The organism is Stenotrophomonas sp. 22692 (assembly GCF_052045015.1).
In the GTDB taxonomy this organism is placed as follows: domain Bacteria; phylum Pseudomonadota; class Gammaproteobacteria; order Xanthomonadales; family Xanthomonadaceae; genus Stenotrophomonas; species Stenotrophomonas geniculata.
Genome location: NZ_JBQEMR010000038.1, coordinates 13,853 through 29,929, shown reverse-complemented (window position 1 = coordinate 29,929; position 16,077 = coordinate 13,853). Strand labels below are relative to the sequence as shown.

Sequence of the window (16,077 nt, the reverse complement as noted above, 5' to 3'; positions counted from 1 at the left end):
GGGCGTCGGGGGGGGGGGGGGGGGGGGGGGGGGGTTCCCCCCCCCCCCCCCCCACTACCGCTCATCACACCGCTCCCGGCTATCCTCGGCCCACCACCCCGGGGAAAGGACGCCATGCCCGTTGCCATCACCACCCGCTGGCTGGCCATTGCCCGCCGTCATCCTTCGGCCTGGCTGCTGGGGGCCCAGTTGATCGCCGTGCTGCTGTACCCCGCGCTGGATGACACCGCTGCGGGCCGCGCGGCGCTGGGAATGTTCGGCATGGCGGTACTGGGCCTGGCGCTGTGGGTGGTCCAGCGCAGCCCGCTGGGCACCTGGCTGGCGCTGCTGCTGGCCATTCCTTCGGTGGTGTTCTCGCTGGCCGGTGCATTGCTGGATCGCAGTGCGTTGCTGACCACCGCGCAGCTGCTGGAAAGCCTGCTGTACTTCTATACGGCCGGTGCACTCATCGCCTACATGCTCCAGGACCATAGAGTCACCCGCGATGAACTGTTCGCGGCAGGCGCGACATTCACGTTGCTGGCCTGGGCCTTCGCGTTTGCTTTCGCCGTGTGCCAGCAGTGGTATCCGGGCAGTTTCCAGGGCACCGGTGGTGGTGCGCAGCGCACCTGGATGGAACTGCTTTATCTGAGCTTCAGTTTGCTCTCGGGTGTCGGCTTGAGCGACGTCGTGCCACTGCATCCGCAGGCGCGTGCATTGGTCATGCTGGAGCAGTTTTCAGGCGTGATGTACGTGGCTTTGGTGGTTTCACGACTGGTCGGATTGACCATGCTGCGGCGCATGTGAAAATGAACGCCAGATAAAAATTTCGCGCCCCGCAGGGCGCGAATGGTGCAGCAAATTATGTGAATGCGTCGGCGAGAGAGAGCCTGGATGTCGACCACGCGATAGGCGAGGTAACCCGCATAGGCTAGTATTCGCCCGCTTCATTGTTTTTGCGGTATGCGCCGATGCTTTGTGCGGAGTCTGGCTTTTTGCTGTTCCCAGGACGGGAGGGTATCGAAGGCAAACGCTGCCCCGGACCTGTCTCTACTGTGTAGCGGAAAATGAACAGCAGTGAAAACCAGCCCCCCGGATTCGATCGGATCCGGATCGGAGAGTGCACTGTCACTCTGTCCTCGCGAGAAGTCGAGGTCGTCGGTGCGCGTCGCCCGCGTCGGCTGACGCCGAAGGCGCTGGGCGTGCTGCGTGTACTGCTGCGCCAGCCCGGGCGTGTTGTCACCCGCGATGAACTGTTCGCGGAAGTCTGGCCGGACACGCTGCCGACCAATGATGTGCTTACCCAGGCCGTCACCCAGCTGCGCAAGGCGTTCAGCAACGACGACGACAACGGCCAGGCCTATATCGAGACCATCGCCAAGACCGGCTATCGCCTGCTGGTGCCGGTGCAGGTACTGGACGATGTCGAGGCGGCACCGTCCTCAGAAGCCGATGACGGAATCGCGGACGTGCAACCGGTGATGGGCATCGCCGAGGAGAGGCCGGCACACGTGCAGGCATCGCGCCGCCGCTGGCGCCATGTCCGCCGGCGCGTGCTGCTGGTGCTGGGCGTGCTGATGCTGGCCACGGTGGTGGTGCTGGCCGCGCTGCTGCTGCGGCGGGCACCGGCCAGCAGTTCAGCGGTGGATGCGGCCGTGGAGAACGGCACGCGCGTGATCGGCAGCCCGCAGCGTCCCTATCGGTTGATCACCGCAACCAGCGGTTTTGAAACCTATCCCACGCTTTCACCCGATGGTTCGTTGGTGGCCTATGAAGGCGCCAACGAAGACGGGCAAGGGGGTGGGGCGATCAAGGTACAGACCTCCGGCAACGCGCCAGCGCGGCAGCTGCTGGCTCCGCCGGCCGGCTCGGTTGACCGCTTCCCGAGCTGGTCGCCGGATGGACGCGAGATCGCCTTCGCGCGGTTCAGCAACAACGGCGGCTGCCAGGTGCTGATCGCCAGCGCGACCGGTGGTGCCCTGCGCCAGGCCACGCGGTGCGATGGCACCGAGCTGCTCAGTTTCGACTGGACGCCGGACGGCCGTGGCCTGGTGTTCGGCAGCATGGTGGGGCGCTATGCCCATCGGGGCATCCGCAAGCTCGATCTGGCCAGTGGCCAATGGGAGGCGCTGGACTACGGTGTTGCCGAGGATGACTTCGACTATGCGCCGCGCTACTCGCCTGATGGCAAGTGGCTGGTGTTCGTGCGCAATCCGCAGCTGGGCGACCTGTGGCGCATGCCGGCAGCGGGGGGCACGCCCGAGCAGCTGACCAGCGAGGCCGCTGAACTGCGTGGCTGGGCCTGGTTGCGTGATGGTCGGACGATCGTGTTTGGACGCCGTGTCGACAGTGAAGTGCGCCTGTACTACCTGGACGTCGAGAGCCGCACGCTGCGCGATGCCGGGCTCGACGACGCACAGTGGCCGGCCACTGCGCGCCGCGCGGGCATGCTGGCCTTCGTCCATCGGCGCGCGCAGTTCGGCATCTTCAAGGTGCCGATGGAGGGCGGCTCGCCGCCGCAGCGCTTGTTTGCGTCCAGTGGCCGGGATGGGCAGCCGATGGCGGCGCCGGATGGACGCCAACTGGTGTTCACGTCCGATCGTTCAGGCAGCTTCGCGCTGTGGTGGGCGGACATGGAGCGCCCCGATTCGCTGCGGCCGATCGAAGGCTTGCGGCCCGAGGCACGTCAGGCACCGGACTGGTCGGCCGACAGCCGCCGGTTGCTGGTGGTGGGGCGCGACGAGCACGGACGCACAGTGGTCTATGAGATCGCCCCACGTGACGAACGCGTCCAGCCGTTGCCTGTCCCGTCGGAGCAGCCGCTGCAGGCACTGTACGGGGCACGCCCGGACCAGCTGCTGGTGGTCGAGCGCGATGACCAGCAACAGACCCGGCTGAGCCTGTTTGATCGAAGCGTGCAGCCCTGGCGCCGCCTGGCCAGCATCGACGGTGTTTCGCAGGCGCGGTTCGATCGCAGCAGCGGGCGTGTGCTGTTCACCCGCCTGGCCGCAGGAGGCCTGTGGTCGGTGGATGCGGCGTTGGCACCGGCAAGCGTGCAGCAGATCAGCGATGACCGGCCCAGCCGGTGGCGGTACCGTGCCTGGACCGTGGCCGGCAGCAACGCGATCGGCTACCTCGGTACGTCCACCCGTTGTGGCACGACACTGGTGCTGATCCAGGCCGGGCGCGAGGAGCCGGAACGCTGCCTGGATGCGGAACGCCTCAGTGCCGGCAACGGGCTGAGTGCCGGCGCCGATGGGCACACGCTGTTCGTGGCAATGGCGGTCAGCGACGGTGCCGACATCGGCGTGATGCGCTTGCCCGAGCGCTCGCCGACGCTGCTTCCGGCGTTCTCCAAGTTGTTGTTGTTCAACGGAAATGGGCCTTCGTAATTTCTTCGTGGCGACCTCGCCGCGAATTCGTGGCGATCTCGTCTGACTTTCCTGACGTGGTGCCGCCTGATTTGGCAAAACGGAGGCCTGTACTAGGCAAACCGTGGTGCCCCCATGCGTCAACTCTCGCTGGCCGATCGCGGCCAAACCGTCTCTCTGGACCGGTCGCTCGACGATGCTGCGCCGACCTGCCTGGGCGTGGCCCGGCTCGGCAGCCTGCAGACCGCAGGCAGCAGCTTCACTGTGTGGATGCAGGTGCGCGGCAGCTCCTGGGTGGAAGCCAAGGAAGGACGCTTCCGCTTGCGCCAGGGCGAGTGGATCGCCTTCGAGAAGGAGTCGCGGCCGCTGGTGCAGGCAGGCCGCAACGGCTTGTGCGTTGGCCTGAACCTGACTGTCGAAGCACTGCGCGTGCTGGCCGAGATGGCCGACTGCGGCCTGTACGCCGGGCGTGGCCGCATGAGCCGTGGCGATGCCCGCGTTGCGCTGCGCCTGTGGCGCGATGCGCTGGCCAGTGGCCAGCCGGCACAGGCACTGCGCCCGCTGCTGCTGCATCTGGCGGGCCTGCAGCGTGGGCTGGCCGACAACGTGCAGCGTTGCCCGGGTCGCTCGCGCAGCCGCAAGCGCCAGGTATTCGGCCGCATGCAGCGCGCCCGCCTGTACCTGGAAGGCAACAGCCACCGCGTGGTGCGCATCGGTGAACTGGCCGAGCTGACCAACTTCTCCAGCTGGTATCTCTCCAAGACCTTCCAGAGCCTGTACGAGGAAAGTCCGCAGTCGCTTTCAGCACGTTTGCGCCTGGAAAGGGCGGCCGACCTGCTGCGGGACACCGACATGATGGTTGGCGAGGTCGCTGCGGCCAGTGGCTTCGACAACTGCTGCAGCTTCGCGCGTGCGTTCCGCGCCCGCTACGGCCAGTCCGCATCGCGCTTCAGGGAAAACGGCGGCTTGCTGCCGCCACAATCTGCAAAGTCTCCGGTTGGCTCGCGCAAATACAGCGCTGCAACGCAATCGTAACGTGCTGGGGTGTTTTAACACGCTGCTAACACGTACCTTGGAGAGATAGATGAACGTTCGTAATCCCGCAGTGCGGCTGGGCCTTCTGCCGGCTGGCATTGCGTTGGCGCTGACGCCCGCCTTTGCTTCTGCGCAGGAAGCAAAGGATGCGACCACCCTGGATCGCATCGAAATCACGGGCTCGCGCATCCGCGGCGCCTCGATGGAGACCCAGCAGCCGGTCCTCACGCTGAGCCGTGAGAACCTGGAAAAGCAGGGCTACACCACCGTCGCCGATGTCCTGCAGAACCTGACCTCGGCAGGTTCGCCGGCCATTTCCCGCGCGGACTCGCTGTCCTCCGGCGAAAACGTTGGCGGCTACTACGTCGACCTGCGCAACCTTGGCGCGCAGCGCACCCTGGTGCTGATGAACGGCAAGCGCCTGGGCGCGACCACTGCCGGCTACCAGGATCTGAGCCAGATTCCGATGGCCGCCGTCGAGCGCATCGAAGTGCTGAAGGATGGCGCCTCCGCCATCTACGGTTCGGACGCCATTGCTGGCGTGGTCAATGTGATCACCCGCAAGCGCTTCGATGGTGCTGAAGCCAGCGTCTACGTTGGCCAGTACGGCCGCGGCGACGGCGACACCAACACCTACTCGTTCACCCTCGGCTCTGAAGGCGAGCGTGGCGGCGTGACCCTGTCGGCCGAGTACTCCAAGCAGGATCCGGTGTGGGCGAAGGATCGTTGGTTCAGCCGCGACGGCGGCCTGGGCCCGAATTCGACCTCTGCCGACTGGAGCCCGCTGAGCCAGAACAGCACCTGGTGCGACCCGCGCGTGTGGGGCGACTGCAAGCCGCGCGCTGCAGGCCAGCCGCAGCCGGAGTGGAAGACCCTGAATCCGGGCGGTGACCCGAAGAATGCGGCCGACTACCACCTGCTGACTCCGGCCGAGTACTCCAACGCCAACCAGCAGATGATGGTGCAGACCGGCATCGAGCGTAAGTCCGTGTATGTCAACGGCAGCTACGATCTGGCTGATTCGATCACCTTCAATGCTGACGTGCTGTACAACCAGCGCACCACCGACCAGCAGATCGCGGGTTACCCGTACCAGTCGCTGTCGTTCGGTACCCCGCTGTCGAAGGACAGCGCGTTCAACCCGATCGGCCAGGACGTTGAGTTCCGTCGCCGCCTGTGGGAAGTGCCGCGTACCACCAAGAGCGACCTCAAGACCCTGCGCTTCGCGCCGAGCCTGAGTGGCTTCTTCGAGTTTGCCGGCAAGACCTGGGACTGGGACGTTGGCGCGCTGTGGAACCGCAACGAGCTGACCAAGACCGGCTACGGCGACATGAGCCTGATCGCTTCCGAGCAGGCACTTGGCAAGTCGTTCATCAACGGCCAGGGCGTTGCTCAGTGCGGGACCGCCGCCAATCCGATCCCGCTGAGCCAGTGTCGCCCGTGGAACCCGCTGCTGCCTTACGGCGTCAACGGCCAGGGCTCGCTTGCCGACCGTGATCTGCAGAACTTCCTGTTCCCGACCTACACCGACACTGGTGTGACCAAGACCACCAGCTACACCGCCAACCTGTCCGGTTCGCTGTTCGAGCTGCCGGCCGGTGACCTGGGTGTGGCCATGGGCTACGAGCACCGCAAGGAAGAAGGCCGCTTCGTGCCGGACGCCTTCCGTCAGTCGGGCCAGTCGACCGGCCTGGCGTCGACCACCACCTCGGGCAACTACTCGCTGGATGAGTTCTACCTGGAACTGAACGTGCCGATCCTGTCGGACCTGCCGTTTGCCAAGGAACTGACCTTCAACGTCGCAAGCCGCTACTCTGACTACAGCAACTTCGGTGACACGATCAACTCGAAGTTCGGCCTGGTGTGGCGCCCGATCGACGAACTGCTGGTCCGCGGTACCTACGCAGAAGGCTTCCGCGCACCGACCGTTGACGATCTGTACGGCGGCACCAACTCGAGCTTCGAGCGTTATACCGATCCGTGCGGTTCGACCTCGCCGGGCAACGTCGCTGGCAATGCTGCCTGCGCCGCGGCTGGCGTGCCGGCCAACTACGTGCAGGTCGGCCAGGGCTTCGCGCCTTGCAGCACCTTCCCGTGCGCGACCCCGGACCAGTTCGTCAGCGGTTCGAATTCGGCTCTGAAGCCGGAAACCTCCAAGAGCAAGACGGTTGGCCTGGTCTGGAGCCCGCGTTGGGTGCAGGGCCTGGACATCTCGCTCGACTGGTACCGCTACGAGCTGAAGAACATGATCATCGCTGACAGCGTTGATCGCATCCTGCGTGACTGCTACGTGCTGGGCAACGCAGCTCGCTGCGAAGGCGTCACCCGTGCCGCTGATGGCCATATCGAGGCACTGACCTACGGCCTGGCCAACCTCGGCTCGATGGAGACCGAAGGCTACGATCTGGGTGTCAAGTACCGCCTGCCGGAACTGTCGATCGGCAAGTTCAGCATCGACTGGCAGACCAGCTACCTGGCCAAGTACGACGAAGCCGGCCAGAACAAGAAGGGTGAGAACATCACCATCGGTCGCGTTGGTGAGCCGGGCCTGTTCCGCGTCCGTTCGAACCTGGGTGTCAACTGGGAGCTGGGTGACTTCGGCGTCAACTGGACTGCCCGCTACTACTCGGGCATGAAGGAAAGCTGCATCGACGACGCATGGTGCGACGCTCCGAACCACTACGCCAATGGTGAGCCGGATCCGCTGCGCCACACCGGCTCCAACACCTTCCACGATGTGCAGGTCAGCTGGAAGGCTCCGTGGGATGCCACCATCGCCCTGGGTGCGAACAACGTGTTCGATCACCGCGGTGCGCTGCAGTACTCGGCGCCGAACTCGAGCTTCGCCTACTACGGTGGCTTCGACGTCGGTCGCTTCCTGTACATGAAGTACACCCAGCGCTTCTGATAGTTCGAAGTGCGACAGCAGTACCAGGAGGGCGGACCGCAAGGTCCGCCCTCTTTCTTTGTAGGGGAATTCCGAAATATCTTGGAAGGTGAGGGAGGTCACGTTCCTGTCGTGTCGCAATCAACACAGTTGCTGGGTCCACTTGCGGACCCTTGCACATGGAGAGAGCGATGAAGAGCACGCTGTTGCACAAACTGTCTGCTGCTGCACTGATCTATGCAACATTGGTGGGTGCGGTGTTTGCCCAGACCGGTGGCGTCTGTGGGGGCGGGCTGTACTGCGAGGAGCTGCGTCAGGAATGCCTGGCTGCAGGCAAGTCGAAGGTCCTGTGCGATCTGCAGTATCGCCACTGCGTGCAGGATGCCTGCGGCGCGCGCTGATGCAAAAAAGGCGCGCCTTTGGGCGCGCCTTCGAGGTTCTTCCTGCGTTGACAGCTCAGATCTCGCTGGGTACCAGTCCCATCAGGCTGTTGGCATGCTCCCGCCACTGCGGCAGCCTGTTGAGAACACCTGCGCGCTGCAGGTAGTCCTCGTCCACCGGATCACCATTGACCAGTGCCAGTGCCACGTGCACCGCGCCGGTCACCCAGAAGCTGCGCGTATTGGCACGCTGCGGCTGCAGATGGAACGCGACCGCTTCGATGATCGGCATCGGCAGGCCCCACAGGCCGAGCAGATAGGCACCGGCTTCGGCGTGGCCCGGGCGGGTGTCACCGGCCAGCGACGGTTCGCTGCGCTCGTTGCGCACGCCGGGCAGCAGCAGGCCGATGTCGGCCAGCAGCGCGGCGGTCGCGCCCAGTTCGGCGCTGGATTCGGGCAGCAGGCGTGCCGCCAGCCGCGAGGCGAGCAGGGCGCGCTGCTGCAGTGAATTGCGCTCGGCCGTGGACAGTGTCGGTGCCGAGAACACCTCGCTGGCCAGTACCAGATCGCGCAGCGTCGACAGGCCGAGGCGGGTCACGGCGGTGCGCAGGTCGGCAATGGTGCGACCCTGGCTGAAGAACGCCGAATTCGACAGTTGCAGCACCTTGGCGGCGATGGCCGGATCGGCCGCCACCAGCTTGGCGACGTCGGCGCTGTCGGCGTCGTCGTCATGTTCCAGTGCCTGGGTCAGGCTCAGGTACAGGTGCGGCGGCGAGGGCAGCTTCTCGATACGGCCGATGGCGTCGCGCAGGCGTGGGCTGTCCAGCACTTCACGCAGCTCTTCCAGGCTGGTCAGCGCTTCCAGCAACACTTCCGGTGCCAGCGGCAACGGCAGGAAGCGGTGGGCCACGCCGATCAGGCGTGCCGGCGGCGGCCGGTTGCCGTGCTGGGCGTCCACCAGCGCAATGCGGATGGTTTCCGGGCGCAAGGTCCGGATCTGGCCAAGCAGCGTGGTGGCATTGAGATCCGGCAGTTGCGGGCAGACGATCACCGCATCCACGCCCTGCGTGGCCACCGCGGTCATCGCGGTCTGGCCATCGGTGGCGGTCAGCGGCTGCCAGTCTTCCCCAAGATCGGCAATGAATTCGGTCAGCTCAGCCGGCAGGCTGGCTGCATCCCCAACAAGCAGAATACGCACGACACATTCCCCTGGCTGTCTCGACGATGGATGTCGACGACGTGTGAAGTGACGCAATTTACCTAATACGGCGGCAAGAGTGATGTGCCGTCGTCATGAAACGTGACCCGCATCGCTCCGGCGGGGTGCCGCCGGAGCGATCCGGTTCAGGCTCAGGCCTTGCTGTCGAGATGGCGCTGGTGCGCCTCGATCAGGATCTGCTTGGCCTCAGCGGCGCCGCCCCAACCGTCGAGCTTGACCCACTTGCCCTTCTCCAGGTCCTTGTAGTGCTCGAAGAAGTGGCCGATGCGCTCCAGCCAGTGGCTGGACACCTGGGCGATGTCTTCGACGTGGGCGTAGCCACTGAAGATCTTCGACACCGGCACGGCCAGGATCTTCTCGTCGCTGCCCGCCTCATCGCTCATCTTCAGCACGCCGACCGGACGGCAGCGCACGACCGAGCCCGGCACCAGCGGCAGCGGCAGCACCACCAGCACGTCGGCCGGATCGCCGTCGCCGCACAGGGTGCTCGGCACGTAGCCGTAGTTGCAGGGGTAGCGCATCGGGGTGGACAGGATGCGGTCGACGAAGATCGCGCCGGTTTCCTTGTCCACTTCGTACTTCACCGGCTCCGAGTCCTTCGGGATCTCGATGATGACGTTGATTTCTTCCGGCGGGTTCTTGCCGGGCGAGACGAGTTCCAGACCCATGGTGTGCTCCAGGTGGGGGGTATAGACGGATAGCCCCCCATTTTATGCCTTTGCCGGGCGCTGTGCAGGGGAGGGGGCCGACGGCAGGGCGTGGAAGGCGCCGACCCGGCGGGCCGGGGTTGACCGATGGGGCCGGGCGGCGTGCGCGCGCAGGCTGGATGCACCTACCCGAGGAGTTCCCGCATGAAACCATCCGCCCTGTCACTCGGCCTGTTCTGCGCGCTGCTGATCGCGCCCGCCGCCCAGGCCTTTCCCTACGTGGACCTGATCGACTATCCGCACCAGGAAGCCAACTGGGACCGCTTCTTTGCCCTGGAAGGCCGGTTGCAGCATGGCTTCGACAGGATCTGCGGCGACACCTTCTGCGAGGGCGAGTACAGCGACATCCGGGCGCTGCGCCTGCGGTGTTCAGTGGATGCGGTGCGCGGCACGGTGCGTGAGTGCCTCTGGGCATTTGCCGCCAGTGACCTGGCCGTGTCGCGGAACGACGGTGCGATCGTGGCCCGGCAACCGACCTGGCTGTGCCGGCTGCCGCTGGTGCCTGGCACCCCGGTTGAGGACTTCCATGCGGCGCTGGCGGCCCGTAATCCGCTGCATGATCCGTTGCCCGGCACGTCGGAGAGCGTCTATGACGGGCTGACCGGCTGCATCCACTGATGCGAACGTGACTGATTCGCATTAACGGAGTAGCATGCGCGGCGCCTTCCGTCTGTCGTCCCGGTTCCGCGCATGTCCTCCAATGCCGCCTCCCTTACCGAACTGCTGATCCGTGAGCGGCCGGCACTGCTGCGCCGGGTGCAGCGCATCCTCGGCGGAGACAATGGTGCCGAGGACGTGATCCAGGCCGTATGGTTCAAGGCCCGTGGGGTCGACGACAGCCAGGCCATCGATAACCCGCGGGCCTATCTGTACCGGCTGGCCGCCAACCTGGCCACCGACCACGGCCGCGAATCGACCCGACGCAACCGCCTGCTGGCCGACCACTACCTGTGGGGGCCGGACGAGGTCATCTCGACCGAGGAACGGGCCATGGCCCAGGACGAGCTGCAGCGTGTGCTCGACGCGGCGGGGCACCTGCCGGAGCCGACCCGCACCATCTTCCGGCTCAACCGCCTGCAGGGCCTGACCCAGGCCGAGATCGCCCGCCGTCTCGGGGTGTCGGTGACGACCGTCGAGAACCATGTGCGCACCGCCCTGCAGCGCCTGGCCTGGGCACGCAGCGGCCGATGATCGCCCCGGCTTGGGGCTGGCCCTCGCTGAAACGTCTTGATCACTGGACCGTGGATGCGGTCTAGTTCCTCCGCCCGCGCTTGAATGCGCCTGTCCGCCAGCCGATGAGCCCGCCGAACACGCTGCCCGCCGCCAATGACGATGCCCTGGCCGAACAGGCCCGGGGCTGGATCGCGTGGCTGGCCTCGGGTGACATCGGCGAAGGGCGCATGCACGAGTTCGAGCGCTGGCTGGCACAACCGGGGCACCGACGCGCCTTCGAACACGAGCGCGCGCTGTGGCGCAGTGTCGGGCCACGCCCGCAGGTCCGGCCCGCCGAACGCCCGCGGCCGCATCGAATGCGCTGGGCAATGGCCGCTGCAGCCGCGCTGGCGATGCTGGTGGCATGGCCGGAGGCCTGGTTGCGGCTGCAGGCCGACCATCGCAGCACGCACGTCGTGCAGAACGTGCAATTGCCCGATGGCAGCCGCGCAGTGCTGGATGCGGACAGTGCGATTGCCGTGCGCTTCAATGCACATGCACGCGAGATCGAGCTGCTGCGCGGGCGTGCCTGGTTCGAGGTCAGCCCGGATGCGCAGCGACGTTTCAGCGTGCGTGCGGGCAACGGCGTGATCGAGGACATCTCGACCGCGTTCACCGTCGCGCGCGGCGATGACCAGGTTGAAACCCAGGTCGGGCAGGGCAGGGTGCGCGTGGCCCGCCCGGCCGACGGTGGCTGGACCTATCTGCAGGTGGGCCAGCGTGCGGTCTATGGCGAGCACAGCGGCGTGACGCGTCTGCGGGATGTGGCTGCCGACAGCGTCGGCGCGTGGCGGCAGGGCGAGCTGCTGCTGGAGCAGGCCAGCGTCGCCGACGCCGTGCAATGGGTGGGGCGTTACCGCGCCGGCCCGACCTTCGTGCGCGGCGATCTGTCGCGACTACCCGCGGTGAGTGCCGCATTGCGCATCGATCGCCCGGAGCAGGCGCTGGATGCACTGGCCGCAACAGCAGGTCTGCAGGTCACCCGCCTGCCGCTCGGCGTCGCCATCATTCACCAGTAGATCCACGCCATGCGTGGATGAAGGTCCCAGTGTGCCGACCAACGGTCGGCACCCACCACGATCACCGGCCGGTCGGCACCTGTCGCGACCGCAAATCGCTCTTGGGGTTGCCGCGCGCCCAACCGTCTTACCCCGCGAACGTACCCGCCGCCGCCACGTACGTCGCCGTGTCCGCCTGTGTTGCGGATGACGCCGCGCCTGCGGCACCGATTACCTGACAGGTTCCCCATGTTCGACTCCCACCGCCCGGGCCGCGTGCTGCGCCCGTCCCGCCTGTGCATCGCCCTGTTGGCCGCCGGCCTGGCCAGCGCCGCACCGTCCGTGCTGGCACAGAGCGCCACCCGCAACCACGCTGCCGTGCAGCGCTTCGACATTCCGGCGCAGCCGCTGGATGAAGCGCTGCGCAGCTATATGCGCCAGTCCGGCGTGCAGGTCGTGTATCCGGCCACCCTGGCCCAGGGCGTAACCTCGCGTGCGGTCAATGGCAGCCTGCCGGCCAACGAGGCGCTGCAGCAGCTGTTGCAGGGCAGTGGCCTGGCGGTGCGCCGGGTCAGCGCAGATGCAGTCACTCTGGAAGCGGCGACGCCGGTGCAGGCCGACAGCGGTGTGATCGTCACCGACACGCTCAGCGTGGCCGGCGATCGCGTCGACAGTGGCGCGACCAGCGATGAGGCGGGCCTGCTCGACAGCTATCGCAGCGTCGGTTCCACCACTACGCTCAACCGCACGCACCTGGAGCGCTTCCGCGGCACCTCCAATGGCGACATCATCAAGGGCGTGGCCGGCGTCACCGCTGGCGATCCGCGCGTGGGCAACGGCTTCGACGTCAACATCCGCGGCATCCAGGGCCAGGGCCGCGTGCCGGTGATCATCGATGGCGGCCAGTCCAGCATGGATACCTACCGCGGCTATGCCGGCCAGTCACAGCGCACCTACCTCGACCCGGACCTGATCTCCAGCCTGACCATCACCAAGGGCCCGAGCCTGCAGGCCAACGCCTCCGGTGGCATCGGTGGCGTGGTCGAGATGGAGACGCTGAAGATCGGTGACGTGCTGCGCGAAGGCCGTGACTTCGGCGTACGCGTGCGTGGCGGCCTGGCCAACGCCAGCGCCAACAACCTGCCGTCCTATAGCGCCGCGCCGCGTTCCGACCGCAGCGCCACCGGCAGCCAGTTCTTCAACGTGGCCGCAGCCGGTCACTGGGACCGCTTCGATCTGGTCGCCGCCTATGCTTACCGCGACAACGGCAACTATTTCTCCGGCAAGCACGGTTACGACGACTTCCCGCAGACCCGTCGCACGCTGGCACCGCTGAATCCGCCGCGTACCGAAGTGTTCAACACCTCGTCGCGTTCGAAGTCGGCGCTGCTCAAGGGCACCTGGCGCATCGACGATGCGCAGACGCTGGAAGCGGGCTACCGCCGCTACGAAGGCACCGCCGGCGAGATCATGGCCTCGCAGATCATCCGCGTCGACCGCGATCGCATTCCGCAGTGGGACCCGGGCCATGTCGACATGGACAGCTACACCCTGCGCTACCGCTTCAATCCGGACAGCGAGCTGATCGACCTGCGTGTCAACGCCACATACACCGATACCGACAGCGTGATGTACAACAGCCTGACCGGCATCACCCCGTGGTACTTCGACCGCCGCACCGAGTGGTATGACGCGCCCAGCTTCAGCGGCGACCCCGGCTACAAGGATGCCTACCGCAATCCGCTGCGACAGAAGCGCTTCGGCCTGGATGCCAGCAACACCTCGAAGTTCGACACTCGTGCTGGTGCGTTCACCTTCGACTACGGCCTGTCCTACAGCGACGAAGACATCGCGCCGGGCAGTTCGGGGCCGGTCATGCACGACGATCTGGTCAACAACCGCTTCCTGCGCAACGCCGAGCGCAAGGAATACAGTGCCGTGGCCTCGCTGAAGTGGCAGCCCGATGAGCATTGGGAACTGCTGGCCGGCGGACGCTGGAACCGCGTGGATGTGCATGACCGCAACCGCCTGGCCACGCCCGACGCCTATGAGGTACAGGGCCAGTACCGTTACACCGAACTGCTCAATGGCAACCCGGCGCTGCCGTCGTGGCGGGCCAAGCGCATCGCGCTGCTGAACTGGTATCCGGATGCCAACGGCAACTTCACCCAGGAGTCGCTGCTGGCCTCACCGTACAAGAAGGGCACGGTGGGCGACATCGGTGGCTGGAACTTCTACGACGCCGGCAAGCCGCAGGACCTGGAAGTGCCGGTCAGCTGGACGTGGTCGCAGCCGATCCGCCGTCGTGACACCGCGTTCTCGCCGACGGCCAGCGTGGCCTATCGCTTCAGCGAAGACACCATGGTCTACGTGAAGTACGCCGAAGGCACCAAGCTGCCGAGCCTGTTCGAGACCACGCTGGGCCTGTTCACCGCCGCCAAGCCGGTGGGCGAGCTGAAGCCGGAGCGTGCGCGCAGCTGGGAAATCGGTGCCAGCACCCTCCGCTACGACCTGTTCACCGCCGGCGACCGCCTGGCGCTGAAGCTGGCGTACTTCGATACCCGCATCGACGACCTGATCACCCGTGACTACCGCACGCTGTCGGCGGGCCTGATCCGCAACGTCGACCAGTTCAAGGTCTCGGGCATGGAGTTCCAGTCCAGCTATGACAGCGGCAAGGTGTTTGCCGATCTTTCCGCGCACTACTACTTCAACGCCAAGACCTGCGCGCCGGACATCGCCGCAGAGCGCCGCGCCTATGGTGCACAGCGCAAGAACGATGAACTGGCCAACACGCCCAACTGCGTGGACGGCGGCTTCGAGGGTTCGTACACCAATACACAGAATCCGCCGCGCTACATGGTCAACCTGACCCTGGGCTCGCGCCTGTTCGACGAGCGCCTGACCTTCGGCACCCGCGTGGTCCACAACGCCGGCCCGATCAGCAAGCTGGACAAGGACTGGAACGTGGGCCTGTCGGCGATCCAGCAGCTGTACCGGCCAACCACGCTGGTGGACCTGTTTGCCAGCTGGAGCTTCAACGACCAGCTGTCGGTGGAAGCAGGCGTGGACAACCTGACCGACCGCTATTACCTGGACCCGCTGGCGCTGGGCGTGATGCCGGCACCGGGCCGCACCGCGCGGCTGGCGTTGACCTGGAAGTACTGACCGATCGTGGATGGGCGGTGGGGTTGGATCCCTTTCCTGAGGAAAGGGCTCTGACCCCATCGGGCTCCGACCGCCCTCGGTGGGTGCGGACCTTGGTTCGCACCGCTTCCGCCGTGTGATCGCCAGCGCCGGGCCATGCCCGGCGTCTGTTTACAGCCCGGTCGAAGCCTTCACCGCATCTTCGTGCAGCGACTCGTTCAGCTCATCCACCACCGTGCTCCATGCCGCATCGGCCTGCAGCGATTCGGACAGGAACTGGCGCTGGGCATCGTTCCAGTAGGGGGCCTCGACCACTTCAACGTCGGTGGCCAGCTGGTGCTCGCGGATGAAACGGGCGATGGCCTCGGCGCTGGCGTCCAGGCCCAGCTGCAGGAACAGGTTGGTCATGCGCGGTTCGGTGGTGATCATCATCGGTTCCTGCTGGAAGAAGGGATGGTCCATTATCGGCGCACACGGCCTTGGGGAAAGCCCCGCGGCGAACGTCTACAGCACGACGACCCCCTTGGCATCCCCCATGAACGCACACATCGCTCCCGAAGACAGCCGCAGCCTGCGGCTCAAGGCCGCCACCCGCGACAGCCACGGTGCCCTGGACAAGCGCATCATGGCCGGCGACATCTTCGCCGACCGCAGTAATTTCGCCCGTTTCCTGCGCGTGCAGTATCGGTTCCACCGCAGCATCGATGCGCTGTATGCCAACCCTGCGCTGGACGCACTGCTGCCCGATCTCGGTGAGCGCCGCCGCCTGACCCAGGTCGCGCGCGACCTGCAGGACCTGGAGCAGACCCTGCCAGGCGCGGACATCGACGCGCTGCCCTCGGACCTGGCGCTGCCGGCCGCCCTTGGCTGGCTGTACGTAGCCGAAGGCTCCAACCTCGGCGGCACCATTCTCTACAAGATGGCCGCCAAGCTCGGGCTGGACCGTGACTTCGGCGCCCGCCACCTGGCCGCGCACCCGGATGGTGCGGCACGCCACTGGCGTGAGTTCACCGCCGCGCTGGACGCGGTGCCGCTGAGTGCCGAGCAGGAGCAGCAGGTGATCGACGCAGCCGATGCCGCGTTCCGCAGCGTGCACGGCCACGTCGAAGTGGAATTCGCCTGATGCACGGCGCGCGCCCGCA

General features: G+C 66.3%; 13 protein-coding genes. 10 read left to right on the top strand and 3 right to left on the bottom strand.

Features of this window, described 5'->3' with window-relative positions; all coding sequences use genetic code 11:
- The first annotated feature begins 114 nt into the window (after positions 1 to 114).
- The 5 genes from ACTJJM_RS18095 to ACTJJM_RS18075 all read left to right on the top strand — a co-directional run bounded on the left by ACTJJM_RS18095 (position 115) and on the right by ACTJJM_RS18075 (position 7,673).
- Positions 115 to 786, top strand: a complete 672-nt coding sequence (locus ACTJJM_RS18095; RefSeq protein WP_049412101.1) for an ion channel — start codon at positions 115 to 117, stop codon at positions 784 to 786.
- 260 nt (positions 787 to 1,046) lie between these two features.
- Complete coding sequence (locus ACTJJM_RS18090) at positions 1,047 to 3,371, top strand: winged helix-turn-helix domain-containing protein (protein WP_414610312.1); 2,325 nt, start codon at positions 1,047 to 1,049, stop codon at positions 3,369 to 3,371.
- 114 nt (positions 3,372 to 3,485) lie between these two features.
- The gene (locus ACTJJM_RS18085) at positions 3,486 to 4,385 is read left to right on the top strand and encodes a helix-turn-helix transcriptional regulator (protein ID WP_010483985.1); all 900 of its coding nucleotides are present in this window, start codon (positions 3,486 to 3,488) and stop codon (positions 4,383 to 4,385) included.
- Positions 4,386 to 4,434: 49 nt separating this feature from the next.
- Complete coding sequence (locus ACTJJM_RS18080; protein ID WP_010483986.1) at positions 4,435 to 7,293, top strand: TonB-dependent receptor; 2,859 nt, start codon at positions 4,435 to 4,437, stop codon at positions 7,291 to 7,293.
- Positions 7,294 to 7,463: 170 nt separating this feature from the next.
- The gene (locus ACTJJM_RS18075) at positions 7,464 to 7,673 is read left to right on the top strand and encodes a hypothetical protein (RefSeq protein WP_010483987.1); all 210 of its coding nucleotides are present in this window, start codon (positions 7,464 to 7,466) and stop codon (positions 7,671 to 7,673) included.
- Between the two features lie 55 nt (positions 7,674 to 7,728).
- On the opposite strand, the gene ACTJJM_RS18070 is transcribed toward ACTJJM_RS18075, so the two are convergent.
- Positions 7,729 to 8,850, bottom strand: coding sequence for an HDOD domain-containing protein (locus ACTJJM_RS18070; RefSeq protein WP_010483988.1), 1,122 nt, complete (start codon positions 8,848 to 8,850; stop codon positions 7,729 to 7,731).
- Positions 8,851 to 9,002: 152 nt separating this feature from the next.
- Positions 9,003 to 9,539, bottom strand: coding sequence for an inorganic diphosphatase (ppa, locus tag ACTJJM_RS18065; RefSeq protein WP_005410935.1), 537 nt, complete (start codon positions 9,537 to 9,539; stop codon positions 9,003 to 9,005).
- 183 nt (positions 9,540 to 9,722) lie between these two features.
- Here ppa and ACTJJM_RS18060 point away from each other — a divergent pair, with 183 nt between their 5' ends.
- The 4 genes from ACTJJM_RS18060 (at position 9,723) to ACTJJM_RS18045 (ending at position 14,956) form a co-directional block, all read left to right on the top strand.
- Positions 9,723 to 10,196, top strand: coding sequence for a hypothetical protein (locus ACTJJM_RS18060; RefSeq protein ID WP_010483989.1), 474 nt, complete (start codon positions 9,723 to 9,725; stop codon positions 10,194 to 10,196).
- A 72-nt stretch (positions 10,197 to 10,268) separates the two neighbouring features.
- Complete coding sequence (locus tag ACTJJM_RS18055; protein ID WP_010483990.1) at positions 10,269 to 10,769, top strand: RNA polymerase sigma factor; 501 nt, start codon at positions 10,269 to 10,271, stop codon at positions 10,767 to 10,769.
- A gap of 104 nt (positions 10,770 to 10,873) precedes the next feature.
- Positions 10,874 to 11,809, top strand: coding sequence for a FecR domain-containing protein (locus ACTJJM_RS18050; RefSeq protein ID WP_099559987.1), 936 nt, complete (start codon positions 10,874 to 10,876; stop codon positions 11,807 to 11,809).
- 228 nt (positions 11,810 to 12,037) lie between these two features.
- On the top strand, positions 12,038 to 14,956 hold the full coding sequence (locus ACTJJM_RS18045) for a TonB-dependent receptor domain-containing protein (RefSeq protein ID WP_440865867.1): 2,919 nt from the start codon (positions 12,038 to 12,040) through the stop codon (positions 14,954 to 14,956).
- Between the two features lie 150 nt (positions 14,957 to 15,106).
- On the opposite strand, the gene ACTJJM_RS18040 is transcribed toward ACTJJM_RS18045, so the two are convergent.
- Positions 15,107 to 15,364 carry a DUF2789 domain-containing protein gene (locus ACTJJM_RS18040; RefSeq protein ID WP_029550886.1) on the bottom strand — a complete coding sequence of 86 codons (258 nt, stop codon included), beginning with the start codon at positions 15,362 to 15,364 and terminating at the stop codon, positions 15,107 to 15,109.
- Between the two features lie 106 nt (positions 15,365 to 15,470).
- Here ACTJJM_RS18040 and ACTJJM_RS18035 point away from each other — a divergent pair, with 106 nt between their 5' ends.
- Positions 15,471 to 16,058 carry a biliverdin-producing heme oxygenase gene (locus ACTJJM_RS18035; RefSeq protein WP_053443478.1) on the top strand — a complete coding sequence of 196 codons (588 nt, stop codon included), beginning with the start codon at positions 15,471 to 15,473 and terminating at the stop codon, positions 16,056 to 16,058.
- Positions 16,059 to 16,077 lie beyond the last annotated feature (19 nt).

Coding starts and splice junctions, on each gene's coding strand:
- ACTJJM_RS18045 (WP_440865867.1), top strand. CDS start 12,038: ATGTTCGACTCCCACCGCCCGGGCCGCGTGCTGCGCCCGTCCCGCCTG.
- ACTJJM_RS18095 (WP_049412101.1), top strand. CDS start 115: ATGCCCGTTGCCATCACCACCCGCTGGCTGGCCATTGCCCGCCGTCAT.
- ACTJJM_RS18090 (WP_414610312.1), top strand. CDS start 1,047: ATGAACAGCAGTGAAAACCAGCCCCCCGGATTCGATCGGATCCGGATC.
- ACTJJM_RS18060 (WP_010483989.1), top strand. CDS start 9,723: ATGAAACCATCCGCCCTGTCACTCGGCCTGTTCTGCGCGCTGCTGATC.
- ACTJJM_RS18080 (WP_010483986.1), top strand. CDS start 4,435: ATGAACGTTCGTAATCCCGCAGTGCGGCTGGGCCTTCTGCCGGCTGGC.
- ACTJJM_RS18075 (WP_010483987.1), top strand. CDS start 7,464: ATGAAGAGCACGCTGTTGCACAAACTGTCTGCTGCTGCACTGATCTAT.
- ACTJJM_RS18040 (WP_029550886.1), bottom strand. CDS start 15,364: ATGATCACCACCGAACCGCGCATGACCAACCTGTTCCTGCAGCTGGGC.
- ACTJJM_RS18055 (WP_010483990.1), top strand. CDS start 10,269: ATGTCCTCCAATGCCGCCTCCCTTACCGAACTGCTGATCCGTGAGCGG.
- ACTJJM_RS18085 (WP_010483985.1), top strand. CDS start 3,486: ATGCGTCAACTCTCGCTGGCCGATCGCGGCCAAACCGTCTCTCTGGAC.
- ACTJJM_RS18050 (WP_099559987.1), top strand. CDS start 10,874: ATGAGCCCGCCGAACACGCTGCCCGCCGCCAATGACGATGCCCTGGCC.
- ACTJJM_RS18035 (WP_053443478.1), top strand. CDS start 15,471: ATGAACGCACACATCGCTCCCGAAGACAGCCGCAGCCTGCGGCTCAAG.
- ppa (WP_005410935.1), bottom strand. CDS start 9,539: ATGGGTCTGGAACTCGTCTCGCCCGGCAAGAACCCGCCGGAAGAAATC.